The 25,764-nt window shown below is 63.1% G+C and carries 25 protein-coding genes; 14 read left to right on the plus strand and 11 right to left on the minus strand.

The window, feature by feature from the left end:
* Positions 1-26 precede the first annotated feature (26 nt).
* Together MFF62_RS06605 and MFF62_RS06610 are read left to right on the plus strand one after the other, a co-directional pair.
* Entirely contained in the window at positions 27-236 is a 210-nt protein-coding gene (locus MFF62_RS06605; RefSeq protein ID WP_238261419.1) for a YoaK family protein, read from the plus strand.
* 103 nt (positions 237-339) lie between these two features.
* Positions 340-765: a DUF4279 domain-containing protein gene (locus tag MFF62_RS06610; protein ID WP_238261420.1), complete on the plus strand. Its 426-nt coding sequence runs from the start codon at positions 340-342 to the stop codon at positions 763-765.
* A 221-nt stretch (positions 766-986) separates the two neighbouring features.
* On the opposite strand, the gene MFF62_RS06615 is transcribed toward MFF62_RS06610, so the two are convergent.
* Positions 987-2,027 (minus strand): AraC family transcriptional regulator, encoded by a 1,041-nt coding sequence (locus MFF62_RS06615; protein ID WP_238261422.1) that lies wholly within the window; start codon positions 2,025-2,027, stop codon positions 987-989.
* Positions 2,028-2,103: 76 nt separating this feature from the next.
* Between MFF62_RS06615 and MFF62_RS06620 the strand changes: the two genes are divergently transcribed.
* Entirely contained in the window at positions 2,104-3,309 is a 1,206-nt protein-coding gene (locus tag MFF62_RS06620; RefSeq protein ID WP_238262159.1) for an MFS transporter, read from the plus strand.
* Positions 3,310-3,830: 521 nt separating this feature from the next.
* Here the strand turns inward: MFF62_RS06620 and MFF62_RS06625 are convergent.
* Positions 3,831-4,667: an amidohydrolase family protein gene (locus MFF62_RS06625; RefSeq protein ID WP_238261424.1), complete on the minus strand. Its 837-nt coding sequence runs from the start codon at positions 4,665-4,667 to the stop codon at positions 3,831-3,833.
* Positions 4,668-4,768: 101 nt separating this feature from the next.
* On the opposite strand from MFF62_RS06625, the gene MFF62_RS06630 reads away from it, so the two are divergent.
* The 3 genes from MFF62_RS06630 to MFF62_RS06640 all read left to right on the plus strand — a co-directional run bounded on the left by MFF62_RS06630 (position 4,769) and on the right by MFF62_RS06640 (position 7,618).
* Positions 4,769-5,530, plus strand: a complete 762-nt coding sequence (locus MFF62_RS06630; protein WP_238261426.1) for a GntR family transcriptional regulator — start codon at positions 4,769-4,771, stop codon at positions 5,528-5,530.
* 37 nt (positions 5,531-5,567) lie between these two features.
* A complete protein-coding gene (locus MFF62_RS06635; protein WP_238261428.1) occupies positions 5,568-6,542 on the plus strand; it encodes a tripartite tricarboxylate transporter substrate binding protein in 975 nt (324 codons plus the stop codon).
* A gap of 77 nt (positions 6,543-6,619) precedes the next feature.
* Positions 6,620-7,618 carry a Bug family tripartite tricarboxylate transporter substrate binding protein gene (locus tag MFF62_RS06640; protein WP_238261430.1) on the plus strand — a complete coding sequence of 333 codons (999 nt, stop codon included), beginning with the start codon at positions 6,620-6,622 and terminating at the stop codon, positions 7,616-7,618.
* 172 nt (positions 7,619-7,790) lie between these two features.
* On the opposite strand, the gene MFF62_RS06645 is transcribed toward MFF62_RS06640, so the two are convergent.
* Positions 7,791-8,765, minus strand: coding sequence for an alpha/beta fold hydrolase (locus MFF62_RS06645; RefSeq protein ID WP_238261432.1), 975 nt, complete (start codon positions 8,763-8,765; stop codon positions 7,791-7,793).
* A 75-nt stretch (positions 8,766-8,840) separates the two neighbouring features.
* Here MFF62_RS06645 and MFF62_RS06650 point away from each other — a divergent pair, with 75 nt between their 5' ends.
* Entirely contained in the window at positions 8,841-9,248 is a 408-nt protein-coding gene (locus MFF62_RS06650; protein WP_238261433.1) for an Rrf2 family transcriptional regulator, read from the plus strand.
* Positions 9,249-9,430: 182 nt separating this feature from the next.
* Positions 9,431-9,802, plus strand: a complete 372-nt coding sequence (locus MFF62_RS06655; protein WP_238261435.1) for a single-stranded DNA-binding protein — start codon at positions 9,431-9,433, stop codon at positions 9,800-9,802.
* 383 nt (positions 9,803-10,185) lie between these two features.
* On the opposite strand, the gene MFF62_RS06660 is transcribed toward MFF62_RS06655, so the two are convergent.
* The 3 genes from MFF62_RS06660 to MFF62_RS06670 form a co-directional block, all read right to left on the minus strand.
* Positions 10,186-10,566, minus strand: a complete 381-nt coding sequence (locus tag MFF62_RS06660; RefSeq protein WP_283205325.1) for an oxidoreductase — start codon at positions 10,564-10,566, stop codon at positions 10,186-10,188.
* A 191-nt stretch (positions 10,567-10,757) separates the two neighbouring features.
* Entirely contained in the window at positions 10,758-11,105 is a 348-nt protein-coding gene (locus tag MFF62_RS06665) for a YggL 50S ribosome-binding family protein (RefSeq protein WP_238261439.1), read from the minus strand.
* A 67-nt stretch (positions 11,106-11,172) separates the two neighbouring features.
* Positions 11,173-11,754 (minus strand): DUF1294 domain-containing protein, encoded by a 582-nt coding sequence (locus MFF62_RS06670; protein WP_238261441.1) that lies wholly within the window; start codon positions 11,752-11,754, stop codon positions 11,173-11,175.
* 95 nt (positions 11,755-11,849) lie between these two features.
* Between MFF62_RS06670 and MFF62_RS06675 the strand changes: the two genes are divergently transcribed.
* Complete coding sequence (locus MFF62_RS06675; protein WP_238261443.1) at positions 11,850-12,374, plus strand: DUF3455 domain-containing protein; 525 nt, start codon at positions 11,850-11,852, stop codon at positions 12,372-12,374.
* A gap of 99 nt (positions 12,375-12,473) precedes the next feature.
* Here MFF62_RS06675 and MFF62_RS06680 read toward each other — a convergent pair whose 3' ends face one another.
* The 3 genes from MFF62_RS06680 to MFF62_RS06690 form a co-directional block, all read right to left on the minus strand.
* Entirely contained in the window at positions 12,474-13,520 is a 1,047-nt protein-coding gene (locus MFF62_RS06680; protein WP_404990701.1) for a porin, read from the minus strand.
* 334 nt (positions 13,521-13,854) lie between these two features.
* The gene (locus tag MFF62_RS06685) at positions 13,855-14,964 is read right to left on the minus strand and encodes a CoA transferase (protein ID WP_238261446.1); all 1,110 of its coding nucleotides are present in this window, start codon (positions 14,962-14,964) and stop codon (positions 13,855-13,857) included.
* 7 nt (positions 14,965-14,971) lie between these two features.
* Positions 14,972-15,958 (minus strand): tripartite tricarboxylate transporter substrate binding protein, encoded by a 987-nt coding sequence (locus tag MFF62_RS06690; RefSeq protein ID WP_238262161.1) that lies wholly within the window; start codon positions 15,956-15,958, stop codon positions 14,972-14,974.
* Positions 15,959-16,082: 124 nt separating this feature from the next.
* Here MFF62_RS06690 and MFF62_RS06695 point away from each other — a divergent pair, with 124 nt between their 5' ends.
* The 5 genes from MFF62_RS06695 (at position 16,083) to MFF62_RS06715 (ending at position 21,323) form a co-directional block, all read left to right on the plus strand.
* Positions 16,083-17,066: a LysR family transcriptional regulator gene (locus MFF62_RS06695; RefSeq protein ID WP_238261448.1), complete on the plus strand. Its 984-nt coding sequence runs from the start codon at positions 16,083-16,085 to the stop codon at positions 17,064-17,066.
* Between the two features lie 183 nt (positions 17,067-17,249).
* Positions 17,250-17,900 carry a GbsR/MarR family transcriptional regulator gene (locus MFF62_RS06700; RefSeq protein ID WP_238261450.1) on the plus strand — a complete coding sequence of 217 codons (651 nt, stop codon included), beginning with the start codon at positions 17,250-17,252 and terminating at the stop codon, positions 17,898-17,900.
* Positions 17,901-17,903: 3 nt separating this feature from the next.
* Positions 17,904-19,268 (plus strand): cytochrome ubiquinol oxidase subunit I, encoded by a 1,365-nt coding sequence (locus tag MFF62_RS06705; RefSeq protein ID WP_238261452.1) that lies wholly within the window; start codon positions 17,904-17,906, stop codon positions 19,266-19,268.
* Positions 19,265-20,302 (plus strand): cytochrome d ubiquinol oxidase subunit II, encoded by a 1,038-nt coding sequence (locus tag MFF62_RS06710; RefSeq protein WP_238261454.1) that lies wholly within the window; start codon positions 19,265-19,267, stop codon positions 20,300-20,302. Before MFF62_RS06705 ends, MFF62_RS06710 begins: the two co-directional genes overlap by 4 nt.
* 73 nt (positions 20,303-20,375) lie before the next feature.
* A complete protein-coding gene (locus MFF62_RS06715; RefSeq protein WP_238261456.1) occupies positions 20,376-21,323 on the plus strand; it encodes an oxygenase MpaB family protein in 948 nt (315 codons plus the stop codon).
* A gap of 10 nt (positions 21,324-21,333) precedes the next feature.
* Here the strand turns inward: MFF62_RS06715 and MFF62_RS06720 are convergent, their stop codons facing one another.
* Together MFF62_RS06720 and MFF62_RS06725 are read right to left on the minus strand one after the other, a co-directional pair.
* Positions 21,334-22,878: an MDR family MFS transporter gene (locus MFF62_RS06720; protein ID WP_238261458.1), complete on the minus strand. Its 1,545-nt coding sequence runs from the start codon at positions 22,876-22,878 to the stop codon at positions 21,334-21,336.
* Between the two features lie 264 nt (positions 22,879-23,142).
* Positions 23,143-25,113 (minus strand): methyl-accepting chemotaxis protein, encoded by a 1,971-nt coding sequence (locus MFF62_RS06725; RefSeq protein ID WP_238261460.1) that lies wholly within the window; start codon positions 25,111-25,113, stop codon positions 23,143-23,145.
* Positions 25,114-25,764 lie beyond the last annotated feature (651 nt).

Genomic DNA, 25,764 nt, shown 5'->3' on the forward strand with positions numbered 1-25,764 from the left:
AGCCGTGCCTGTCCCGTGAAGTTTTCATGATGGGATTGCAAAACGCGATCCGCGCCGACCTGCCCCGCCTGAAGCGCACCGGCGGCCTGCTGTTGTCTTTCATGCTCGGCGGCATAGCCAATGCGGCGGGCTTCCAAAGCATCGGCTATATCTTCGTTACGCCGTTCGTCTGTTTGCTGTTCGCGCTGGCGTGGATGCCCGCCAGAGCTGACTTCTTCCGGCGACGCAGCTTCTAGGTGCTGGAGGGCGCGATGTCCCAGAACGGCCAGAATCGGTCATTGAACTGATGCCTCACGTGACCAATAATCCCTGGCGCACCGAACTTCAGGTATTACGGAAATGGCTCGATTGCACGAATCTGCCGTGGGGCTCCGGATTATGGGAGACGATCTTGCTCCCGATGAAATCAGCCGACAGCTCGGCTGCCTTCCGACGTTTGCCCAGCTTAAGGGCGAAGCAATTGTCGGAGAGAGATCAGGACAAACGCGTGTCGCCAAGTGTGGAATGTGGCGACTGCGAGCACAGCCGCGCGAGCCAGAAGACCTCAACGGTCAGATCGCCGAAATTCTTGGGCAACTATCTGACGACCTCGACGTTTGGAAGGCGATATCTGATCGCTACTCAGTTGACCTGTTCTGTGGTCTCCTCATGGACGGTAGCAACGAAGGCTTGTCGGTCTCAGCAAGCTCACTCTTCGCACTAGGTGCTCGCGGTATCCAACTTTCTCTCGATCTCTATGGCCCCGGCAGCAGCGCGAGTGCTTGAAGCGATCGCCGAGACTTAACAGTCCGCTAAGGGTCGGCAGCGGCCCCACAGGCCTACGCGACGGCGCGTGGGCCGGGCCGACGACCGGGCTCGGTAAGTACCGACAGCCACTGGCGCTTAGTCGACGCCGTTCTAGGTTCGAAAGCAGGCACTAAGCCCGGTACTACTAGCAGTCGTCATTTGTTCGCCGGCTGCTGTTGTGGCACGACCGCCCGGCCCGTCTACGGCACAGCCCGCGTGGCATAGGCCACGCTATCCTCCGCGCGCACCGCCCCCGGCGGCCTCCCGACCACCCGCTTAAACGCACGGCTGAACGCAGCGAGCGAACCGTAGCCGAGCCGGAACGCAACGGATTCGATCGCCTCCCGGTCGCGTGCGATCCATTGCGCTGCGAGCCGCATCCTCAGCTCGGTCAGGTAGCGCACGGGTGTCATCCCAGTCGCCGCGAGAAATCGCTCGGCGAACACCGAACGCGACACTCCCGCTTCAACTGCCAATTCCGCGACGCTCCAGTTTCGGCCCGGATCGCGATGCAGCGCGACGATCGCGCGGCCGAGCTTCGGATCGAGCAGCGCTTGCACCCAACCGGTTGCGTCGCCGCAACCGCACTCGACCCAGCCGCGGACGATGAACGAGGCGACTACGTCTGCGAGTCGCGCGAGGATCCCCGCGAAGCCTGCGCGCTCCGAGCAAGATTCGCGCTCCATCGCATCAAGCATCGGGCGGATTTCGGGATAGCGCGCGAGCAATGTGCCTACGTGCATGAACTCCGGCATCGTGCCGACCAGCGGCTGCATACCGCCAAGATCAAACTCCATGCACCCGCTGAAGATCAGCGCGTCGCTGACCGTCGGATCGGATGTCCCGCACGGCGGTGGCGTTCCGACCGACGCGATTGAATCACAGATTTTCGCGGTCTCGAAAGCACTGAGGGGACGGCACAGCGCGTCTGGATCGGACACAAGCGAGTGCATGCTGCCGCGCGGCAACAGGATTGCGTCACCAGTTTCAAGCCTCATCGTCGCGCCATCCGCGTCGCGCAGCAGGACGGGCCCGCGCCCGACAAAATGGAACTGCGCGCGCCCCGGGACGTGGCCGAAGCTCAACCCGAACGGGCGCAGGACCTGGATACGGCGATATTGGACGCCGCTCAGGCGCATCCCCAGCAGCAACTCGCTGACGAGGTCGCGCACGTCTGGAACGGAAAAGGAAGCGGACATTGGATCCGGACGATTGATCAATGATTGCGGATTGTATGTCATATACCGTCCTGCCATCGTTGCTTACGATACGCCGTCATTGGCACTTTTCCCGATTTTTCCCGACATGGAACAACGTATGAATCCCGGAATTTCAAAGGCCGCCCCGCTAGTGGCCCCCAGCGAACCCGCCTGGGGTGCGGTCTTCGCAATGTCGCTTGGCGTGTTCGGCCTTGTCACCGCCGAATTCCTGCCCGCGAGCCTGCTCACACCGATGGCCGACAGCCTCGGTGTGACAGAAGGTGTCGCCGGGCAGACGGTGACGGCCACCGCAATGGTCGCGCTCGTCGCGAGCCTGCTGACCGCTGCCGCGACGCGTACGATCGACCGGCGGCGCGTTCTGCTCGCGTTTTCGGTGCTATTGGTCGCATCGAATCTCGCCGTTGCGTTTGCGACCAACCTCACAATGATTCTGATCGGTCGCGTTGTGCTCGGCATCGCGCTTGGAGGCTTCTGGACGATGGCTACGGCCACAGCGATGCGGCTCGTGCCTGCTGCGATGGTGCCGCGCGCGCTGTCGATCATCTTCAGCGGCGTCGCAGTCGCGACGATCGCCGCTGCCCCCCTCGGCAGCTATTTCGGCCACCTGATCGGCTGGCGCAACGTGTTCCTGTTAGCAGCCGCGCTTGGCGGCGTCGCGTTTCTGTCGCAGGTCGCGACACTGCCATCGATGCCGCCGAGCGGGACGACGCGTCTGCGCACGCTGATCGACGTGCTGCGTCGGCCGACCGTCGGCCTCGGAATGTTCGCGACGACGCTTGTGTTCACTGGACATTTTGCGTTCTTCACGTACCTGCGGCCGTTCCTCGAACAGGTTGCGGGCGTCGGAGTAAACGAACTGTCGGCGATCCTGCTCGGCTACGGGGTCGCGAACTTCGTCGGCACGTCGCTCGCCGGCCGCGTACTCGAACACCGGCTGCGGCCAATGCTGATCGCAATGCCAGCGCTGATGGTTGTGCTCGGCATCGGGCTCGTAGCGCTCGGCCGCGCGCCGATGATCGACGCGGTGCTCGTAGCACTTTGGGGGATGGCGTTTGGCGGCGTGCCGGTCGCATGGTCGACATGGGTCACGCGCACCGTACCCGATGAAGCCGAGAGTGCGGGCGGCCTGATCGTCGCGGCCGTGCAGCTCGCGATCGCGACCGGTGCCGCGGCTGGCGGCGTCGTGTTTGATGCAAACGGCGCGGCGGGGGTGTTCGTCGGGGCCGCCGTCGTGCTTGCCATCGCGGTTGCGACGATCGCGACGGGCGTGCCGAAACGAGTGCAGACAGTACCTGCGCGCTAGTCGAGCGTAGACCGCACTGAATCTGTCACTGTTCGAGCAGCAAAAATGTCAACACGCCGGCGCCCCCTAACGCGGAGCCTTGCCGGCTGGTGGCGGCATCGGTACGCCACATTAATGGTCTGCTTGGGAAGATGCTAGTCCGCCCAGGACCGGCACCAGCCGGCCGGCCGGCAACGATATCTTCGCAAATGATGTAGGGCGACTGGACCCGAATGCCGTGGCCGGCGAAGGCCGCCGCTCGAAGAACCTGACCCTCGTTCAAGTCCAGTACCTGGTGACAGGCACCGACTCCGCCCTGCCGCCCTTCCAGAGATGCAGGACAAGCGGGCCAGCAGTTCGCCCGCCTGCAGCTTTGTGCAGTTCATCGCCAGACTGAAACGTGCAGAGCTCTCCGGGCATACGCCACCCAGCAACCAAGCGCCAAGCTGTTGCGTTGACCGGTTGAATCCGCGCGGCACGAGAATCCCTCCACTTGAACCGTCCAATCCTGCCCACATCAACGTGGATTCGTCCTGCAACGTTCAGGCCCTCACCACAAACCCATACAGCGCAGCAGCATTGCGCCAACGCAGCCCCTCCTCAAGGTCCGGACGTTTCGCGAGCCATGCCATCGTTGCGCGGCATTCGTCGGCACGCGCCGGGGCTTCGTAGTTGGTCCAGGGCCAGTCGCTACCCCATAGCAGCCGATCCGGTCCGGCAACCTCCGCCCAACGTGTAGTCAGAGTCGGCCACAGGCCCGGACTCAACAACCGATATGGCGCGCTGACTTTGACCCACAGCGGACGTCGCGCGCCCACGGCACGGGCCGCGTCGAAGATCGGATCATCGACGCCCAGCGGACCGGGTCGACCGAAGTGATCGAGCACGACGGGCGCGGGCGTACTGCCAAGCGCGGCATCGAGCGCGCACAGCACGGTCGCGCCCTCCCCGTTACTGGTATGGAGTTCGACGTGCCAGCCCAATGCCCCGATGCGCTGGAACAGCGTGCGCCACGGCGCAGTGTCGATGCGGCGCCAGTCATCGTCGCCATACAGGTTCAGGCGGATGCCGCGTACCCCGGCTGCATCAAGCCCGGCCAGCTCGGCGTCGGCCACGGCGGGATCGACCACCACCACGCCGCGAAGTCGCGTCGGCATGCGCCGCAATGCGGCCAGCATCGCCGAGTTGTCGGTGCCGAGGAAACTGGTCTGTACCACCACCCCGTAAGCATCCGACTCCGCCCCGCCCACCGAGCCGGTCAGGGAGAGCCAGTCCGTCAGCGGCGCTGCGTAAGGCGGGAGATAGCGCGCCGATGCCAAGCCTACGCCGGCATCGAAGACATGGAAGTGGCAATCCACCAACGGTTGGCTAGTCATCATGGGCACGGTTCTCCTGTGTACGGGTTAGCCCCGATATGGCGGTGTGGGCTAGCCCGGATACTCTAGTCCTCTATAGGAATAGAATCTAACACGGACACCAGATGCCAGACAATGCCATCGCCCAACTGGCCGCCGCCTCCGCAGGCATGAGCCGCTACGGGCAGATTGCCGCGCAATTGCAGAACAACATTCTCACAGGCAAATGGGCGCCGGGCAGCGCCATTCCGGCCGAGAGTGTGCTGGCGAGCGAGTTCGGCATTGCGTTGGGCACGATCCGGCAGGCGATTGCGGTTCTGGTCAAACAGGGACTGCTGGAGCGCGTGCAAGGCAAAGGCACGTTCGTGCGCACTGGCCTTTCCGGTGCCAGCATGATGCGCTTTTTCCGTTTCCGCTCGGAGGCCGATGCCGAGGCGGCCCCCACGGAAGTGCCACGCTCCGAGATCCTGTCCTGCCGCAGCGTGCGCCTGGACAAGGCGATGGCCGTGCGCTTCGGGCTCGACACCGGCGCGCGGGGCCTGGCCATTACACGTCGGCGCTGGGTGGCGGATACCCCGGGCCTGCTCGAATCGATCTGGCTGCCGTTGCCGCGCTGCGCGGCGCTGCAGGACACCCCCGTGGCCGAATGGGGCCAACTGCTTTACCCGTTGCTGAGCCAGCGTTGCGGCATCACGGTGCACCGGGCGATGGACGAGGTGACCTTCCGGCTGCTCGATGCTGACGAAGCCGACCTGCTCGCGCTGCCGGCGTCCCACCCCTGCGCCCTGGTCACGCGCCAGGCGTTCGATATCCAGGGCCAGTGCATCGAATACCGCCAGACCAGGGGCGATGCCTATGCCTTCCGCTATACAGCCGAGATCCGCTGATCTCGCGCACCAAACCAGAATCTGACGGAGACCCCTCATGCGCTATCTGATTTCCCTCACTCTGGCCGGCCTGGCCCTGCAGTCGACCGTGCTGCACGCCGCCGATTCCGCACAGCCGTGGCCTACGCGCCCGGTGACCATCGTCGTCACCTATCCGCCCGGCGGTGGCGCGGACCTGATGGCGCGGCTGATCGCGCCCGGCCTGGGGCGCGAACTTGGCCAGACCGTGATCGTGGAGAACCGGCCCGGTGCGGGCGGGCAGATCGGAGCGTCGTACGTGGCCAAGGCTGCGCCCGATGGCTACACGTTGATGGTCGATGCGTCGTCCTACACGGTGAACCCGAGCCTCTATCCGCGCCTGCCCTACGACCCCGCCAAGGCGTTCCGCGCGGTGGGCGTGATGGCACGCTATCCCAATGTGCTGGTGGCCAATCCCGCCTTCCCTGCAGCCAATGTCAAGGATGTGCTGGCGCTGGCGCGGCAGAAACCGGGCACGGTGGCATTCGCATCGTCGGGCAATGGATCGGCGCAGCATCTGTCCGGCGTGCTGTTCGAGCAGCGCGCCGGTGTTGACCTGCTTCATGTGCCCTACAAGGGCGGTGGTCCGGCAATGACCGACGTGATCGCCGGACAGGTGCCGCTGTTTTTCGCCAACGTGGCGTCGAGTCTTCAGCACATCAAGGCGGGCAAGCTGCGGCCGCTGGCGGTGACCAGCCACAACCGCACCTCGGCGCTGCCCAATGTTCCGACCATGCAGGAAGCGGGCGTGGCGGGATACGAGGTCTACGAATGGAACGCCGCATTCCTGCCTGCCGCCACGCCGGAAGCAGTGGTGACCCGCCTGTCGGACGCGCTACAGAAAGTGATGGCCAGCGCGGAGATCCGTCAGCGCGTGGGTGAACTGGGCGGCGAGGTGGTGGGAGGCCCGCCGGCAGATGCCGCACGCTTCATCGACACCCAGACCCGGCTCTGGGCCAAGGTCATCAAGGACGGCAACGTCAAACCGGAATAAGCACCGGAACAAGTATCGGAACTCGCGACCATTCGCCATGCGGCAGGCGCACGGAATAATCAAACACAAGGAGACCCATGTCCACCAATCACCCCCATGATGCCAATCGCCGACACTTGCTTGGCCTGATGGCCGCACTGGGCGCCGGGGCACTCGCCCCCACGCTGGCGCGCGCACAGGCCTGGCCGTCCAAGACCATCCGGCTGGTGGTGCCGTTCGCGCCGGGAGGCAGTTCGGAAATCGTCGCACGATCCACCGCCGCAGAACTGACCAAGCTACTCGGCGTATCGGTCTTCGTCGAAAACAAGCCGGGCGGCGCAGGCAATATCGCCATGGGCGAGGTGGCACGGGCCGACGACAATCACACGCTGATCCTCGGCCATATCGGCACGCTGGCGGTCAATCCGTACATTTTCCCGAAGCTGCCCTACGATCCGATCAAGGACTTCCGGGCCATTTCACTGCTTTCCAAGGTACCCAGCCTGTATGTCGTGCATCCCGACGTGCCGGCGAAGAACCTCAAGGAGTTCGTGGCCCTGGCCAAGAGCAAGCCGGGCAAGCTCAACTATGGATCGGCCGGCAATGGCAGCGCCGGCCACCTGGCCTTCGAATACCTGAAGGCAACCACCGGCACCTTCATCACCCATGTGCCGTATCGCGGTAGCGGCCCGCAGATTACCGACCTGCTGTCCGGGCGACTGGATGCAGCGGCCATTGGCGCACCGGCCATCCTGCAATTCATCAAGACGGGCAAGGTGCGTTGCATTGCCACGGGCACCGCGCAGCGTATCCCGCAGTTGCCCGACGTGCCGACCGTGGCGGAGCAAGGCTATCCAGGCTTCGAGATGACGCAGTGGTACGGGCTGCTGGCCCCGGCGTCGCTCCCCCAGCCTGCAGCCGCCAAGCTGGCCGAGGCCACCATCAAGGCCGTGAAAAGTCCCACGTCGGTCGAGCGGCTCAGCGCGGACGCAGCGCTCGTGGCGGGTAGCACGCCAGAAGAATTCTCGCGCTTTATCGCGGCGGAGCAGCTGCGCTGGAAGCCGATCGTGGCGCGCGCTGGGATCAAGCCGGACTAAGGCTCACGTCTTGGGAAGCCGGCGCCAATCGCGGCCGGCGTAGCGGCTTCCCTTGCCCGCATATGTCGAAGTAGTGTGTCTGGCCCGTACAACACAGTAGGTCGAATCACCAGTGGATAGATCCGCCATGAGCCAAAGGGCAATGCGGACGACTAGTACGGCATCGAATCACTTAGAGGTGACGAAGGAAGTCAATCAGAAGAGCATTGACATGAGCCGGCGCCTCCTGTTGAAGCCAATGTCCCACGTGCGGCACAACGTGCGACCCACGATGATGTGGCGCCAGCTTGGGTATGGCGTCAATGATGTCCAGCATGCCCGGCATCAACAGCCCTGTGTCACGCTCGCCGACAAGAAAAAGCGACGGGACCTTCAATGTCCGCCCCTCGAACGCCGCCTGCATTTCCCAGTTTCGGTCCAGATTGCGGTAGTAGTTCAATCCCCCTCGAAACCCCGAGCGTAGGAATGCTCGTACGAGAGCATCCAGATCATTGGGGGCAAGCCAGACCGGTAGCGACGAGAAATCGTGCAGTTCTTCGAGATATCCGCGTTGTCGCTTCACAAGCCCAAAAGGATTTGGACTCCTCTCATCTCTAGGGCCGACGTCACCTGATGCCGAGAAGTAGATCTTGCGCAGGGAGCTTTCAACATCTCGCTCGAGTTCGGCTTCGGCAAGTCCGAGCTGCGAAAAATAGTGTGTGTAGAACCACATCCGATCGGTTTGCGGAAAAAGCTGGCTCGGTGCCATCGGCGCCCGGTTCATCAGCGGTACCCCCAGCGCGACGACTGCGCGGAAGCGATCCGGCCGCAGCGTTGCGGCTTGCCATGCGACGGCGGCTCCCCAGTCGTTGCCCACAACCACTGCGTGCCGCTCTCCCACTGAATCCAGAAGACCGACCAAGTCGCCGATCACGTCGATGGTGGTGTATTGCTCCATCTTCGCTGGGCAATCGCTGAAGCCAAAGCCGCGTAGGTCAGGCGCAATCGCGCGGAAGCCAGCATCGGAAAGTGCCGCCAGTTGGTGTCTCCAGACATGCGAGGTTTCCGGAAAACCGTGGAGAAGCAGCACAAGCGGTCCTTTGCCGCTCTCGACGGCATGAAGGCGGATTCCATTGGCGTCAATGAAGTGCTGGGTGGCGGTGATCATAGCGGTCCTGACAGAGGTACGAACGCATGTATAATATCGTAACCACAGACGTTACGGTTATGGGAGATCTACGGCGTGCAACGCGACATCAGACTAGCCCGGCTTCTTCACGTGTTGATTCACATGCACCTTCGAGGCGGCACAACGACATCGGAGACGATTGCGTTGATGTTGCATACCAATCCGGTCCTTGTTCGACGCACAATGGCAGCACTTCGTCAGGCTGGCTATGTCCATTCGGTACCGGGGCCTGGAGGGGGGTGGGCCCTCTCGTGTGAGCTCGATCAGCTCACAGCTCGAGACATCTACATCGCCATCGAGCACAGGGGATTGTTTGCGATCGGCCTCGCTGAAGACAACTTGTCTTGTCCCGTTGAATCGGCAGTCAATCGGGTTCTCGACAACGCGATGACGTCCGCGGAGGCGGCGTGGCTAAGTTCGCTTGAAGAGGTTCGTCTTTCAGAAATCGCCAAGAGTATCTAGGCGCAGATAACCCGTCGGTGGCGGAGGGGGAATAGGTGGCGTCCGACCGGCTCTCTCGATGACAGAAAGCAGCCAGAAGCCGCCCCTCGACATATACACCTGGCTTGCACGCAACCACAGCGCGCGGTCAGATAATTCAATTCAAGCCTGGGCGGTAGTCGTCCGGGATAGCGAGGTGAAGAATGATTGATGGTCTAGTTGGTGGCAAGGTTTACGGAAAGTCCGCAGAGCGCCAAGGGCAAGGTGGTACAGCCTATGTCACAACGAAGGTGCTCGCGCCCGCTAGCGACGGCGAATCGCTGTTCGTCAACGTCATTGCGTTCAACGACGAAGCACGGGCAGCACTGCTCGCGCTGGATGACGGAGATTCAGTTGCCCTGTCTGGCACGCTCACACCAAAGGTATGGACTGACAAGAACGGCGATACACGCCCAGCGCTGGACATGGTGGCCCATGCAGTGCTGACGCCCTACCACATCAACCGAAAGCGGGAAGCTGTCCAACAGCAGTCACCATCGACCAGCGCAGACGGCCTGGACGACAGATCTGTCTAAGGCAGCGGCGAAAAGATAAACGGCGGGGGTCAACCCGCGATGCGATCTGAGGCGAGAGTCCACAAGAACCGGGCGAGAAAAATTCTCGAAGAGAATCAAACGCTGTCAGGCGCAACGAATTGCGGCCATCTCCGCATGTGGGCGATAAAGCGTTCACTCAGGCCACCCGAACGCAGGTAATGCGCAGTTACTGGCAACTGCGGACTTTGGTAGAACGGGCTCTCTCTCACCTGCCGGGGAAAGTCACGTTGCAGAATGCCTGCGCGTCCGATCAACACGAAGTCACATCCCTCATCCAGCAACTGGGCCGCTCGCTGGGCGCTCATGATTTTCCCGGCGACACCGAGACGCACGCCCTTGCGCGGCAAATTGGCAAAGACGCTCTACATGGTCTGCCCCCGGAACGCGCCTTCCTGAACGATCTGCGCCGAATCCCAGAGCGCGAGGTCCAGATAGTCGATGAACTCCCGATCGAGAATATGCGCGGCGATCTCGCGCAGGTCTTCCAAACGCAATCCGTAGCGTTCGACAGACAATCTCCAGCCGATCTGGAAGTCCTTGCCGCAAACCTCGCGAATTGCCTGCATGACCTCGATGGTGAGACGTGCCCGGTTCTCGACGCTTCCGCCGTAGCGGTCTGTCCGCGTATTAAGCGTCGGCGACATGAATTCAGACAGAACCCACCCGAACGCGCCATGTAACGCCACACCATCGAAGCCCGCCATTTTTGCGCGCCGTGCCGCATCGACAAAGCTGTCGCGGATACGAACCCCAGATGATGTGGTCGCGGACCTACCTAATTTGCCGCCATCACTCTAGGCGGACGGAAAGTTCCGCGACAACTGAATTGTTTCGCAAGCGATCTGAACTATTTCGCTCCCAACAGCGGCGCGACCGTTGCCAGCCCCAATCCGAAAGCTACGCAACGTCAACCAGTGACAAGCAATAAGCGCCGCTAGCCAGCCGCAAAATCGCCATACCAAGCGTCAATCAAAGGACCAACGGTCACAGCCCGGAATTCAGCGCGGCTCTCCAGCCAGTCGATGACAATCCGACGGTGCTCCTCGGTGGAGGAGCTACGGTTGCCCTCTGGCGACACGAATCCATCCAGGCGATCGTCGATGGCGCCGCCATAGGTCAGCCGGTTCGCTTCGATGCCATCGCGAATGAAGGCATCACAGGCCGCAACTCGCGCCTCGGCATCAAGGCCTTCAGCAAGATCAGCGGTGACATGAAACCCGAGTTCTTGAAATTCGGCCACGCGCAGTTTTTTCCGCTGGCGAAGGTTCCGTCCTTTGCTCATAATGCAATCCTCTGAAAAGTGGGACATACACGGTCGGACAAGCAATACCGGGGCCCCTATTTGTCCCTCAAGGGGTAACGACGGTCTTCCAAAGCACAAGTGCGCCGATGTTCAGGACCACTGTCGCCCAGAAGACCACCTGAAACGCTTGCTTCCGATTCTTGTGCCGAAGCAGGTGTTGCGCAGCCAGCGCGCCCGGCCATCCTCCGCACAGTGCAACCAGATGCAGATTGGCCTCCGGAATACGCCAGGCCTTCCGATTTGCGCGAGCCTTGTCGTCGGCGTACGCAATGAAGGCGATGAAACTGGCAATCGCGCTGACAATGCCAACGAGCCGGGGAAGATAGCTCCCCAGCGCACCCAGGACGATTGCCGCCAACGCCACCACGCCAACCAACGCCGGTAACCAGTTCGCCCCGGCGCCGGCACCTGACTTTGGGGCGCCCGCTATGGCGACATTGAGCGCCTGCATTCGACCATCCTTGCCTTTGGCAAGCTCGAAGCTCACGCGGTCGCCCACCTTCGGCTGGACAGCGTGCGTCTGCAGCGCACTCACATGAAAGAACACGTCCTTGAGATCCGCGTGGATGTCGATGAAGCCATAGCCCTTGTCGGCATGCCAGGATTTGATCCGCCCCGCTTTCTTCATGTTCTTTGGATTGGTGCTGCTGGTTGGTGTTGCTGGAGGCACGCAGTGTACGCTTTTGGACTATCCTCCTCCAAGGGCCAAGGCAAGGAGCCGACATGGCAATCCCACAGCATTTTTACGGCGCATGGCTCACTGTACTGGGCCTGTCAGGCGTACTCGCCTCGTGCGCCACATCCCGGGTCGCGGCCCCGCCCGACCTTCAGCCCGCAGATGTTCGTGGAACGGTCGCCGTGCTGCACGCCGCCGGTACGCAGAACTATCAGTGCAAGCGAGGCAGCGACGGCCGGCTGCTATGGACCCTCGTGGCACCGGATGCCACCCTGAAGGATGACCTCGGGCAAGTCGTTGTCAAACACTACGCGGGGCCCACCTGGGAAGCGCCGGACGGCAGCAAGATAACCGGCAAGGTATTGAAACAACTACCGAACGCGCAAGCGCCGGATAGCATTCCACTCTTGCTGTTGCAGGCGACGAGCACCGGTGGCTCTGGCCTGCTATCACGGTCGCGTTACGTGCAACGTCTGAATACGCAAGGCGGGCAGGCTCTCCCTCAGACGTGCACCCAGGAAGGGCAGGAGAATCGCATGCCCTATCGGGCTGACTACGTCTTTCTGGAATAGCTGGGCGAGTCCGAACAGGACTAGAACTGCCCCGGGTCCGGTGTCCCATCTCACAGTGCATGGGAAACCTGACGTCTAGAAATCAAGGGCCTTTGGAGCCTAGAATCTATGTCGCAACCCCACACTTACTGATCGCGCATCGTCGCCGCTCCCCGGCTCGATTGCGATGCTGTTGATGCTGGTGCTACCACCGGGACTGTTGTGGACGTAGACCATTCGTAGGTACGCCGTGGTTCGCTTGCTTAGATCGTGATCCCAGCCAATCGTCATTGACCATGGGCGCTCGCCTCCCCCAAGCACCTGACGTTTTAACGCTACGGCCTTGAACGTATCTTTTGCGGTGACCAACCAGTTCAACGTGACGCCGTAGTGCCGCGCCACGCGAGTGTTGGGCAAGCGGCTGCTAGCGCTAGCGAGAAGGACGCCAACTTCTACCGGTTGAATGCGATACGACCCACCGAGAAAGTGATTTGACGTCAAGGCCGTTGCCACTTGTGGCAGGTTTGCGCCCGTGTACATGCCTTGGTAACTATAGAAGGCATAGGCCCTGTCGCCCTCGTAGGTCAAGTTCATGCCGAAATTTGTGCCGGAGCGAGGCGCTCCTGGAACTTCACCCGGTGCCACGGCCGCGCCAAACGACACGCCACCCCAGGTCGGCGAGAAATACTGGATGGCGTTGTCGAAGCGCGATCCATAGGCAACGTGTCCCAAGCCTTGTGACGCAGTCCCGCTGAGCAGATTGAACGGTGATACCTGGCCATTCAGCAGGAAAGGATCCAAGCGCAGCAATGCGTAGAACGACGGCGTGTACTGCCGACCCAGCCGCAGTTCACCCCAGCTTTCGTTCGACAGCCCTAACCAGGATTGCCGCCCAAAGAGGCGACCATTACCGAAGAATTCGCTCCCGGTATCGACGTTGATGCCCGACTCGATGAGGAAATTCGCTTTCGTGCCACCGCCGATATCTTCAATTCCGCGCATGCCCCAGCGCGATGCCGCCTGCTGGCCATCCCGCATCCGCACCACCCCTTGCGATCCCTTGGCGTACTCGAGCGACGCGTCGACAACGCCGAACAACTGCACCGTCATGGCACCTGCTGCCCCGCACCAGCTTGCGGCCGCTAGTGCCGTGACAATCCTGGCTATCCCTTTTGCGCCTGTTCTATCAGCCACGCTACTGCCTTCCTTTCTTGTTGGATATTGATTTCGTCTGTGTAGTGGGTGCGCTGCTCTGCGCGATTGCCCGATCCGCGCACAGCAAAATTGACGGTGAACAGGCGAACAAGGGCCATCCGACGCACGGATTGCGCCGGTTCGGCACTTGCTACCAGTTCAATTGGGGGTGATGAGGCGTCGCCGGGCCATGCCACACTGACCGATGACCCGGCTTACGAGCGCTAGCAAGGCACGATGCCTTGAACGAATCCCTGCGTACGACCAACTACGCCCGGACTGCGCCGTCAATCACAGCACCTGGACCTCACTGAAACGTGCGGACACCAAAGCCGAGCCCAGGTGAGATCACAGTGGCGTCTTCGCCTTGCAGCACCACGGTCGACATGTGTTCTCGGCGCATCGACTCCGTCGCAAACTCGCCAAGCTTTTGCACTTTTGCAGCAGGCACGCCGCAAAGAGCGAGTTGCGCTTCAAGGTGCTCTGCCGTCATGGACTTCAGGCGGCCAGCAAGAACTGCCTTCAGCCGTTCGGGATCCACGGAACGCACGAAAGACGCCGGTGAATCTTGATCCAATGGTTCGACGAAGAACGCCGGATCAGATGCCACATGCACGAGGTCCAGCACCTCCAGAAGCCTGATCAATTGACGCGGTGTGTTGGCACCCAGGGCGATCCAGCCGTCCTGGGTAGAGAAGAAATCCGCGGCCGGGCTACCCGAATACCCTTGATTGCCCACCCGTGCAGGAGATGTGCCGTTGGTGAGCGCTTCGCAGGCAAAGGAATACATGAGCTGCATTGCTGCGCCAGTCATCGAGACGTCCAGTTGCACGGCACAGTTGTTGCGGTCCCGCTCGCGCAGACCAGCCAGTATTGCCAGCGCGGCCTGCATCGCGGTTGCTGCGTCGACCACAGGAAAGCCCGTCTTGATCGGTGGATCGTTCTCGGTGCCAGCCATAAAGGCCATCCCAGTAGCGGCCTGGATCACATGGTCGTACGCGGGCCGACTGGCGACGTCTGCACTACTACGCCCATAACCCGAAATCGTGCAATACACCACCCTCGGATTTACCTTCCGAATGGCCTCAAAGCCGAGGCCGAACCGCTCCAGCACGCCTGGGCGAAGGTTGTCGACTACTACATCGCAGGACGATGCCAGCGCCAGCGCCCGGGCATGATCCACCTCATTCCCGAGATCGACGGTATGGCTTTCTTTTCCAGCATTCAGTGCGACAAAGCCTTGCCGGCCTTTCTCGGAGCGACGCATCACGTCGCCGCCGTTGGCGTTTTCCATCTTCAGGACCGTAGCCCCAAGCTGCGCCAAATAAAACGTCGCCAGCGGCCCGGCAATAACGTGCGAGAAATCGAGCACGCGCACGCCGCTAAGCGGAGCAAAGGATTGATCTGCTGTTTTCATGTTGGGCTCACTGAAGCGCGATGTGACTCTGTTCGACTATTTGCCGGTACTTGGTCGTTTCATCCGCAATAAAGCGGTCGAACGCTTGTGGCGACGATGTGGGGTCAATGACCGTTCCAGCCTTCTGGTAGAAGTCGCGCACACCAGGATCGTTGAGCGCCTTCTGGAAGGCGACATTCAGGCGCGCGACAACTTCCGGCGGCACGCCTTTGGGGGCCCAAATGCCGCTCCAGGAATCCAACGCTAAATCCTTGCGCCCGAGTGCCTCGCCAAGCGTAGGCACGTCAGGCAAGCTCGCGAGCCGGCCAGCCGAGGTCACTGCCAGCGCCCTCACACTCCGATTCTGCAATTGCGGGATGGCAGTCGATACGACGGGAAATCCAACCGCCGTATCACCGCGGATCAGTGACGGTACGATTTCGACCGATCCTTTGTATGGCACATGCACGAGCTGGACTCCGGCTGCGTTGGCGAACGCTGCACCAGCGAGGTGCGCCGCACTACCGATGCCTCCCGATGCGTAGTTGAGCGCTCCCGGGTGATTGGCCGCAGCCTTCACGACATCCGCGACCGTACGATACGGGGCACTGCTTTTCACCAACATGATCTGAGGACTGAAGCCCGTACGGATGATGTGTGTGAAGCTGGTCATCGGATCGAACTTGACCGACGGCTGCAGCAATTTCTGTGTCACATGCGTGGAAGCGCCAATCATCAGCGTATAGCCGTCCGCAGGCTGCTGCGCGACGACCTCGGCCGCCAGAATGCCACCGGCGCCCACCTTGTTTTCCACTACTAGCGCTTGCCCCAACTCCCGTGCCAGGACTTCGGCCAGTTTGCGCGCCTGCACGTCGGGGCCACCGCCCGCTGCGTACGGAACAATCAGCCGAATCGGCCGTGTAGGAAAGGCGGGCTCGGCAGATGCCGCCGCTGCATATGACGCGGTGGCATTGCACACACCGGCTATGGCGATCGCCAGGCTGAATCTGACCATCGTATTGACTGTCTTGCGCACGGGCCTTGTCTCCTTCTCGTTGTATGAACTTCTGGGGTCGATTGTGGGAGCGCCGCTCTTTCCTGTAAATTATTAAGTCATTATCAGGTCATCACGTTTTGATATGAGCGACAGTACGCCACACAAACGCAAAGTGCCTCTTGCCGCAAGAATCGACCGATTACGCATTCGGCATCTACGGTTCCTTGAACTCGTGGATGAGCATGGTTCGCTGTCCGGCGCGGCGGCTCAACTCTCTCTGAGCCAGCCGGCTGCCACGAAGATGCTCCACGAACTCGAATCGGCATTCGAGCGTGAATTGGTCGCCCGCACCACTCGCGGCGCAGTTCTCACGCAAGCAGGCCAAATTGCGCTCAGGCGATTACGGGTTGCGCTCAATGCGCTGGCTGCTGCAATCGAGGCAATTGAAATCACGGCTCCGGTGCCAGTGGTTCGGCTTGGCATCCTGCCTCTAGTCGGCGTTGAAGCACTGCCTATGCTGCTCGCGAAGATGGCTTCGGAGCCCAACTGCCCGCGTCTGGTGATCCAGGAATCTACGGTCGACGGCCTGTTTGGCATGCTCGAGCGTGGAGAAGTCGACTGCATAGTCGGGCGCGTCAGCCGCAGCCTCGACGTGCAGGCCACGCGCCAGATGCGAGTCACGCCGCTTTGGGAAGAATGCCTTGCCATTGCCTGTGCCATGGATAACCCAGTGGCACGCAAGCGCGCCATCCAGTTGGCCGACCTGTGCGAGCAAGACTGGATTGTCACGCCGCGCGGCGCACAAACGCGAACGCTTTTCGAGGCGCCGTTTCTTAGTGCCGGTCTCGTGCCCCCGCAGCCGGTAGTGGAATCCTCTTCGTTCCACACCAATCTCTGTATGGTGGCCAGAAGTCACCATCTGACCATCGCGCCGGAAAGCGCCGTACGACACTACGCAAAGCTGAACATGGTCAGGCGGATACGCCAGGACGCCTGGTTTCCGCCCGGACGTACCGTCTTTGTGACCCGCAACGATGTCGCAGACTCGCCGGGGGTTATCGCCGTCGACAAAGCGCTGGCGAGTTTGGTGAAGGACAAGAGTCTGGGCGCCGCTTTCTCGGCCTGACCTTGTGTCTTGCTGTCACGTCTCGAAATTGGTGGGAAGACCCAGGAACTACGAGGCGTGACAGAGACGTGACAAGCGCACTTCGCCCTCCCTGCGACACCCCGTCACACCCCAACACACTCCCTCACACTCATCTCAGTTTTGTTTTAAACTTTCACAAATTTCTGAAAGTTCAAAAAGACAATGCAGCTCTCGCCCCTGATCCAGCGCTTTGTCCTCCACTTCGGTGAGATGGGCAGCCGCTGGGGGATCAACCGGACGGTTGGTCAGATTTATGCCCTTCTTTTCACTGCGGCGCGCCCCCTCAACGCCGACGAGATCGCGGAATCGCTTGGTTTCTCGCGGTCCAACGTCAGTATCGGGCTCAAGGAACTGGAGTCCTGGAACCTGGTGAAGCTGTCGCACCAGCCGGGTGACCGCCGCGAATACTTCTCCGCGCCTGACGATGTCTGGGCCATCTTCCGCACGCTGGCCGAGGAACGGCGCCGGCGCGAGATCGATCCCACGTTGTCGATGCTGCGCGAAGTCCAGCTGGAAACGCCGCTGTCCGACGAAGACCGGCACGCGCAGGCCCGCATGAAGGAAATGTACGGGCTGATCCTGCTGGTCACCACATGGTTTGGCGACATGCAGAAGCTCGACGTCGCCACGCTCGAAAAACTGATGCGCCTGGGCTCGCGCGTCACCAAGCTGCTGGACGTCAAGGACCGGCTGACCAGCGCCATCGGCCTCGGTGGTGCTGCAAAGGCCAGTAAGGACAATAAGGCGGAGAAAACCGCCAAGGCCGCCAGCAGCAAATCCCCCGCAAAGTCTGCCCGCCCCCGCAAGGAGTAACCCGTGTTTGCAAGTGTCGATCCGGTGATACTGGCGCGCATCCAGTTCGCCGCGAATATCACGTTCCACATCCTGTTTCCCACCATCAGCATCTCGCTTGGCTGGGTGTTGCTGTTCTTCAAGCTGCGCTACAACAAGACCGGCGATGAAAGCTGGATGGACGCGTATCGCGTCTGGGTCAAGATCTTCGCGCTGACGTTCGCGCTGGGCGTGGTCAGCGGCATCACCATGAGCTTCCAGTTCGGCACCAACTGGCCTGGCTACATGGAGACCGTAGGCAATATCGCGGGTCCGCTGCTGGCCTACGAAGTGCTGACGGCGTTCTTCCTGGAGGCCACGTTCCTGGGCATCATGCTGTTCGGCATGCGGCGCGTCAGCAATCGCACGCACACCATCGCCACGCTGCTGGTGGCGGGCGGCACCACGCTGTCGGCGTTCTGGATCCTGGCGTTGAACTCGTGGATGCAAACCCCGGCCGGCTTCGAGATGATCGACGGCCGTGCGCATGTCACGAGTTGGATCGAGGTGATCTTCAACCCGTCGTTCCCCTACCGGCTCGTGCACATGCTGCTGGCATCGGGCCTGACCGTAGCCTTCCTGCTGGCCGGTATCTCGGCCTATCGCTGGTTGCGCAACGACCGTGCCCGTGAAGTCATGCATTCGCTGCGCACCGGCGTGATGCTGGCGGCGATGCTGATTCCGCTGCAGATCGTGGCTGGAGACCTGCACGGCCTGAACACGCTGCACCATCAGCCCGCCAAGATCGCCGCCATGGAAGGCATCTGGAAGACCGAGAAAGGCGCGCCGGCCGTGCTGTTCGGCATCCCTGATGCCACGACCCAATCGAACAAGTTTGAAATTGCCATTCCCAAGCTCGCGTCGATCTACCTGACACACAAGGCCGACGGTGAAATCAAAGGCATCGACGCGTTTGCCGACCGGCATCCGCCCGTGACGCCACTGTTCTTTGCCTTCCGCATCATGGTGGGCGTGGGCCTGCTGATGCTGGCCGTGTCGTGGCTCGGTACCTGGCAGATCCGCCGGCAGGGCGCGCCCGCGCCGTGGCTGGCCCGCGTACTGGTGGCGATGACGTTCTCTGGCTGGATCGCGCTGGTGGCAGGATGGTATGTCACCGAGATCGGCCGCCAGCCCTACCTGGTCTATGGCGTGCTGACCACCGCGCAGGCCGCGTCGAAGGTGCCAGCCACGATGATCGGCTCCACGCTGGCCATGTACCTGTCGCTATATCTGATGCTGATCGTCGCCTACATCTCGGTGGTGTTCCACCTGGCGCGCAAGGCCGGCAAGCCCGGCGCCCCCACCGAAATGCCGCAACCCGTCATCGGCCAACCCAGGAGCGCACAATGAACCCGGCCACGATTCATGACCTGAGCCAGCCGGCCGGCTGGATGCCGCTGGTGTTCCTTGCGCTGATGGGCCTGGCGATGCTGATCTACGTGATCCTGGACGGCTACGACCTGGGCGTGGGCGTTCTGCTGCGCCGTGCGGACGATGCCGACAAGGACACGATGATCGCGTCGATCGGACCGTTCTGGGACGCCAACGAAACCTGGCTGGTGCTTGGCGTGGGCCTGCTGCTTACGGCGTTTCCGCTGGCGCATGGCGTGATCCTGACGAACCTCTACCTGCCCGTGGCATTGATGCTGGCCGGCCTGATCATCCGTGGTGTGGCCTTCGACTTCCGGGTGAAGGCGCGCGACCCGCACAAGCCCTGGTGGAATTTTGCGTTCTACGCGGGGTCGCTGCTGGCCAGCTTCTCGCAGGGCCTGATGCTGGGGCTGTACATCACGGGCTTCCGCTACGACCTGCCGAACCTGCTGTTCGCCGTGGCGGTTGGCCTGTGCCTGGTGGCCGGCTACTGCCTGCTGGGCGCCAGCTGGCTGATCATGAAGACCACGGGCAGCCTGCAGTTGCGCGCCATCTACTGGGCGCGCCGCAGCCTGTGGCTCACGGCGGCCGGCGTGGCCGCGATCTCGGTGGTGACGCCGATGGTCAGCACGCGTATCTTCGACAAATGGTTCGCGCTGCCCAACATCATCATGCTGGCGCCGATCCCGTTGCTGACGATGGGCCTGTTCGTGGCGATCGAACGGTTCCTGCGCCGCATGCGGAACCTGCACGACACCGGCAACGACCGCTGGTGCTGGGTGCCGTTCGCGGGCACGGCCGTGATCTTCCTGCTGGCGTTCAACGGCCTGGCCTACAGCCTGTTCCCGTACTTGGTGGTGGACCGCATCGACATCTGGCAGGCCGCCAGCGCGCCGGAATCGCTGATGGTGATCCTGGTGGGCGCCGCCGTGGTGCTGCCCACAATCCTGGGCTACACGGCCTATGCCTACCGCGTGTTCTGGGGCAAGGCCACGGACCTGCGCTACGACTGACGCCCCGGCGTCCACGGAATGCGGGTGTATGCTTGGCGAGACGCCATCCATACACCCGCTTTTTTCTTTCCCCTTGTCCGCCTCGCCCGATCCCACCCACCGCGCGCCCGCGGGCGCGACCAGCGGCCCGCTGCTGCGGCGCCTGCGCAGCCGCGCCGGCGACCAGGTACGCGCACTTACGCGCAGTAATTCCGGGCTGACGCTCGACTACGACAATCCGCCTGGCGATCCCGGCCTGTTTGGCCCCGATGCGGTCTGCTGGCGCGTGCACGCCGATTTCCCGGCGATGCTGGCCGGCGGCGTCAGCGCGCTGCTGCTGCAGGCGCTGCATCCTCGCGCATTGGCCGGCGTGTGGGACCATTCCACGTTCCGCACCGACATGCAGGGCCGCCTGGGACGCACCGCGCAGTTCATCGCCGGCACCACCTATGGCAGCCGTGCCGATGCCACGCGGCTGATCGAACGCGTGCGCCGCATCCATGCGTCGATCAAGGGCACCGCTCCGGACGGCCAACCCTACGCCGCCGACGATCCCGATCTGTTGACATGGGTGCATGTGGCCGAGGTATCGAGCTTCATGGCCGGCTACCTGCGCTATGTGGGACCGCTGTCCGTGGCGGAACAGGACCGGTATTTCGACGAAGAGGCCACGGTGGCGGCATTGCTCGGCGCGCCCGACGTGCCGCGCTCGCGCGCACAGGTGGACGCTTATCTCGATGCGCAGCGGCCGCATCTGGTCAACAGCGAGCGCACGCGCGAAGTGGTGCGCCTGGTGATGGCGATGCCGGTAGCCAATCAGCTGCTGGTGCCGGCCGTGCGTACCATGACCGATGCCGGCGCCGCGCTGCTACCCCCTTGGACGCGCCAGATGCTGGGACTGCATCGGCCGTCGCTGCGTCGTTCGCTGGCACTGGCCGGCATGCGTGGCCTGGCGCCGACGCTGCGCTGGGCGCTCGGCCCCGGTCTGGCCGCGCGTGCCCGGCGGCGCGTGGCGCGGCCCGCCAACAGCGACGCCGGCTGAGCGTCTTCGCTTATTCGGCTGCCGCGCTGGGCGCCGGTGCCGCGCTGCCGCGCAGCGTCGTCTCTTCCAGGCGCGCCACGAAGAACGGCGCGATCAGCGACACGGCGGCGCTCATCAGGAACAGCACGCGGAACGCACGCTCGGCGGCCACGCGCACGGCGGCGGCATCGCCCTGGTCGCCCACCGACATCGCGCGGCGGAACATGCTCATCAGCACGTCCTCGCCACCGCCCGTATCCGACAAGGCCACGCCACTGTGGCGCAGCAGCGCGATCAGCACCGTGGTCAGCACGGCCACGCCCACGGCACCGCCGAGCAGCCGCGAGAACGCGGTCAGCGCGGTGGCGATGCCCACCTGCTGGGGCGGCACGGAGTTTTGCGTCGCCACCAGGCCGCTGGGCAGTTGCAGGCCGATCGACAGGCCCAGCACGACCATCACCACGGCCGCCAACGTCACCGACTGCGGCGGCGTAAAGGCCAGCGCCACGATGGCAAGCGGCGCCACCAGGCAACCGGTCATCTGCAACGGCTTGTAGCGGCCACTCCACGACATCAGCCGTCCGGAGATATACGCGCCGAACGGAATCGCCAGCGTCAGCGGCACCAGCCGCAGCGCGGCCGTGTCGGCATGCGCGCCACCCACCACCTGAAAGCGCAGCGGCAGCAGCACTGACATGGCAATCAACTGGAAGAAGCACAGGAACAGCGTCAGGCAGCAGATGGCCACGGTCGGCACGGCGAGCATTCCCAGCGGAATCACGGGGTCGGTGGCACGGCGCTCCTGCCAGATGAACAGCGCCAGGCCCACCAGCCCGGCGGCCAGCAGGCCGATGGTCTGGGGTTCAAGCGGCGAATGGCCCTGCCCCAGCCGGGTCAGGAACACCAGCACGCCGGACAGGCCGCCGCCGAACAGCAGCGCGCCCAGGTAGTCGATCTTGTGCCGCCGCCCGCTGACCGGCAGGTGGCGCAGCGCGCGGCGAACCACCACCAATGCCAGCAGCGACAGCGGAATGTTGATCCAGAAAATCCAGCGCCACGACAGAAAGTGCGCCAGATAGCCGCCGATGACCGGGCCGGCCATGCTGGCCACGGCCCACACGCCACTGACATAGCCCTGGTACTTGCCGCGCTCGCGCAGCGGCACCACGTCGGCAATGGTGGCCTGCGACACCGAAATCAGTCCGCCGCCGCCCAGCCCCTGGAGGATGCGCGCGACGATCAGCATCGGCATGGTCGTGGCCATCGCGCAGGCAATCGACGCCAGCAGGAACAGCACGATCGAGAAGGTCAGCACCGAGCGGCGGCCCAGCACGTCAGACAGCTTGCCGTAGATGGGCGTCACCACGGTGGACGCCACGAGGTAGGCGGAAATCACCCACGCCATGTCCTCGAAGCCATTGAGCTGCAGCGCGATGTCAGGCAGCACCACGGCCACGATCGACTGTTCGAGCGCACCCAGCAGGATGGCCAGCATCAGGCCGAAGATGACCTGCATGACGGGCACGTCGGCGGGCGGTGCGTCAGGAGAAAGCCGGGAGGAAGGCGCTGCGGACATTGTGTAGCCTGGCTGGCAGATGTCGGCCCGAACGGACCTGGCTGCTCTTCTGTCGATGGAGGAGAGCGGCCATTTTAGGCGACTGCTGAAAACCCTGCTTGTCGATTACCTTTCAGCAGCGCCGCGTCGACGCGAAAAAGCGACACAAAAGTCACTCGAAGCTTGCTGGCTACTGCCGGCGATCCGGCGCGCGACGGGTCCGGAGACCCTCCGCGCCGACGTCCACACTTAGGCCGGACGCCGGAGATTCAACAGATCACCCGATCAGAAGGTTTCCCAGTCGCCGCTGTCGGCCGTGGACGGCGTCGGGGCGGCTGCGGGACGGCGGCGTGCCGGCGTGGCCAGCACGGGCTCCTTGCGCTGGTGCGAGACCGGGGCGCGCGGCGCCGCGGGCTTGGCGGCCTGGCGCGACAGTACCGGCTCTGCCTTGGTCTTGCGTTGGACCGGCGGACGCGCCGCGGCGGGAACGGCCGCCACGCGGACCGAAGCCGGCTGCGGTGCGGCGGCCTTGGCAGCCTTGACCGGCTTGACCGCCGGAGCGGGCTTGACCGGCTTGGCGGGGATGGCTGCCACCTTTGCCGCCTTCGTCACCTTGGCCGGCGCGGCCAGTGCCGCCACCGGAGCCGGCCTCGCGGCGACCTGGCGCACCGGCCTGGCGGCTTCCACAACCGCCATGCCGCCCTGCCCCAGCTCGAAACGCGCCACTTCGGTCACCAGTCCGCCCGCTTGCTGCATCAGGCTCTCGGCAGCGGCGCTGGCTTCTTCCACCAGCGCGGCGTTCTGCTGGGTCACGCTTTCCATCTGGGTGATGGCCAGGCTGACCTGCTCGATGCCGGCGGTCTGTTCTTCACTGGCCGACGAGATCTCGCCCATGATGTCGGTCACGCGGCGTACGGCATTGACGATGTCGTCCATCGTCTTGCCGGCCACCTCCACCTGCTTCGCGCCGTCCTGGACCTGGCGCGCCGACCCGTTGATCAGTTCGCCGATCTCCTTGGCCGCCGACGACGACCGCTGCGCCAGGCTGCGCACCTCGGCCGCCACCACGCTGAAGCCGCGCCCCTGCTCGCCGGCGCGCGCCGCTTCCACGGCGGCGTTCAGCGCCAGGATGTTGGTCTGGAAGGCAATGCCCTCGATCACGCCGATGATTTCCGACACGCGGGCCGACGACTTCGAGATGCCTTCCATGGTGTCCACCACGCTGCGCACCACGCGGCCCCCCTCGGTCGCCACGTCCGATGCGGTCACGGCAAGCTGGTTGGCCTGACGCGCGTTCTCGGCGTTCTGGCGCACGGTCGACGTCAGTTGCTCCATCGACGCGGCGGTCTGTTCCAGCGACGCGGCCTGCTCTTCCGTGCGTTGCGACAGGTCGGTATTGCCGCTGGCAATCTCGCGGGCGGCGGTGTCGATCGAACCGGCGGTCTGCTGGATGCCGCGCACCAGCATGCCCAGTTGGCCGAACGCGCGCTCAAGCGCCCCAAGCATGCGGCCCATTTCGTCCTGGCTGCGCACGTGGATGGCGTGGCTCAACTGGCCCTGCGCCAGCGCTTCGGCGGCATCCAGTGCCTGGTTGGCCGGACGCGTGACCGAGCGGGTCAGGCCGATGCCGAGCAGCGTGGCAATCACGGCGGCCGCCACGGACATGCCGATCAGCAGGTTGCGCGTGAATACATAGTGCTGCGCGGCCTCCTCGGTGGCGACCATGGCCATCTTGCGGCCCATTTCCGCCACGGCGTCGAGCTTCTCGAAGTAGGCAGCCTGTGCGGCCGGCAGCGTCACCACCAGGCCGGCACGCGCGCCATCGAAAGCGCTGCTGCGCAGTTGCTGCAGCACCAGGTCGAGCTGGCCGTTGTAGTTGGCGCGCACTTGAACCAATTCGTCGAACTTGGCCTTGGAATCCGGGCTGGCCGATGCCGCCATGACCTTGCCCAGCGACTCCAGCGTGGCGCTGACCTGCTCGCGCAGCTTGCCGATCTTCTCGGCGTTCTGCTCGGCCATGGCCGGGTCCTCGGTCAGCGCCGCGTCACGCACCAGGATGCCGATGGTCAGCACCTGTTCCTTGGCCTGCTTGATGTCCATCACCCGCAGCAGCCGCTGCTCCACGGCCTGATGCATGGCGTCGTTCATGCCGCCCAGCGCCCTGACCCCCACCGTGGCCACGACCGCCAGCAATACCACCACCACGGCAAACGCCAGCGACATCCGCGCGCCAATACCCATTTTCCGCAAGCCCATCTGTTCGTACCTTTCGATTAGTCCGGTTGTTTTGTACGAGCTGCGTCCACCCGAAAACGGGGGTCGCACGGCCGGGCTATCGGCAGTGGAACTGAAGCCTTGAGCGAAAAAATGAAAAGGGGGGGAAAGTCGCTGCTCTTCCACTAATTGGTGGGGCAGCGCATGGCGTCTAATGCCATCCGTGCACTTCGAACCCACCGCAAACCGGCGGGTCGCGACGGACCTGGCAAGACCCGGTCGTCAGCGAAGGACGCGGGCTCAAAAAAAAAGAAGCCCACGCGCGGGGTGCTCGTAGGCTTTCAGGACTGCTTTACAGGGCCCGGCTGTACCCGGACCCGAACCGGGAATATAAACCCGGCTTACATGAGGTGTAAATCGTGCTTCTATCAGGGATTTCCCTCATGGCGGGTGTAACGCATGACGCACTCGTTTGCCAAAAGTGATCGGTAATATCACTTTTAAGCGTATCGATGAATTACGGACGATTGCCGGAAACCTTTAGCTGGCGCGGGATGTGGAGCAACAGTCGGTTTCCGGGAGTCGTCGAATTATCGAATGTGCTACACGAATCACAATTACCCAGCAACAAAATAAGTAGAGCAATTCCTCTAGGCCCAGCCATGCCGGGCCTTCGTCAATGCTTGTAAAACT

Source organism: Cupriavidus pauculus (assembly GCF_022179805.1).
Taxonomy (GTDB): Bacteria; Pseudomonadota; Gammaproteobacteria; order Burkholderiales; family Burkholderiaceae; genus Cupriavidus; species Cupriavidus pauculus_E.

What these genes read in the sequence shown, in the direction of transcription:
- MFF62_RS06645 (WP_238261432.1), bottom strand. Translation starts at nt 8,765, where the DNA reads ATGATCACCGCCACCCAGCACTTCATTGACGCCAATGGAATCCGCCTT.
- MFF62_RS06655 (WP_238261435.1), top strand. Translation starts at nt 9,431, where the DNA reads ATGATTGATGGTCTAGTTGGTGGCAAGGTTTACGGAAAGTCCGCAGAG.
- MFF62_RS06720 (WP_238261458.1), bottom strand. Translation starts at nt 22,878, where the DNA reads ATGTCCGCAGCGCCTTCCTCCCGGCTTTCTCCTGACGCACCGCCCGCC.
- MFF62_RS06675 (WP_238261443.1), top strand. Translation starts at nt 11,850, where the DNA reads ATGGCAATCCCACAGCATTTTTACGGCGCATGGCTCACTGTACTGGGC.
- MFF62_RS06670 (WP_238261441.1), bottom strand. Translation starts at nt 11,754, where the DNA reads ATGAAGAAAGCGGGGCGGATCAAATCCTGGCATGCCGACAAGGGCTAT.
- MFF62_RS06615 (WP_238261422.1), bottom strand. Translation starts at nt 2,027, where the DNA reads ATGACATACAATCCGCAATCATTGATCAATCGTCCGGATCCAATGTCC.
- MFF62_RS06725 (WP_238261460.1), bottom strand. Translation starts at nt 25,113, where the DNA reads ATGGGCTTGCGGAAAATGGGTATTGGCGCGCGGATGTCGCTGGCGTTT.
- MFF62_RS06690 (WP_238262161.1), bottom strand. Translation starts at nt 15,958, where the DNA reads ATGGTCAGATTCAGCCTGGCGATCGCCATAGCCGGTGTGTGCAATGCC.
- MFF62_RS06665 (WP_238261439.1), bottom strand. Translation starts at nt 11,105, where the DNA reads ATGAGCAAAGGACGGAACCTTCGCCAGCGGAAAAAACTGCGCGTGGCC.
- MFF62_RS06620 (WP_238262159.1), top strand. Translation starts at nt 2,104, where the DNA reads ATGAATCCCGGAATTTCAAAGGCCGCCCCGCTAGTGGCCCCCAGCGAA.
- MFF62_RS06630 (WP_238261426.1), top strand. Translation starts at nt 4,769, where the DNA reads ATGCCAGACAATGCCATCGCCCAACTGGCCGCCGCCTCCGCAGGCATG.
- MFF62_RS06685 (WP_238261446.1), bottom strand. Translation starts at nt 14,964, where the DNA reads ATGAAAACAGCAGATCAATCCTTTGCTCCGCTTAGCGGCGTGCGCGTG.
- MFF62_RS06695 (WP_238261448.1), top strand. Translation starts at nt 16,083, where the DNA reads ATGAGCGACAGTACGCCACACAAACGCAAAGTGCCTCTTGCCGCAAGA.
- MFF62_RS06710 (WP_238261454.1), top strand. Translation starts at nt 19,265, where the DNA reads ATGAACCCGGCCACGATTCATGACCTGAGCCAGCCGGCCGGCTGGATG.
- MFF62_RS06625 (WP_238261424.1), bottom strand. Translation starts at nt 4,667, where the DNA reads ATGATGACTAGCCAACCGTTGGTGGATTGCCACTTCCATGTCTTCGAT.
- MFF62_RS06700 (WP_238261450.1), top strand. Translation starts at nt 17,250, where the DNA reads ATGCAGCTCTCGCCCCTGATCCAGCGCTTTGTCCTCCACTTCGGTGAG.
- MFF62_RS06640 (WP_238261430.1), top strand. Translation starts at nt 6,620, where the DNA reads ATGTCCACCAATCACCCCCATGATGCCAATCGCCGACACTTGCTTGGC.
- MFF62_RS06610 (WP_238261420.1), top strand. Translation starts at nt 340, where the DNA reads ATGGCTCGATTGCACGAATCTGCCGTGGGGCTCCGGATTATGGGAGAC.
- MFF62_RS06605 (WP_238261419.1), top strand. Translation starts at nt 27, where the DNA reads ATGATGGGATTGCAAAACGCGATCCGCGCCGACCTGCCCCGCCTGAAG.
- MFF62_RS06635 (WP_238261428.1), top strand. Translation starts at nt 5,568, where the DNA reads ATGCGCTATCTGATTTCCCTCACTCTGGCCGGCCTGGCCCTGCAGTCG.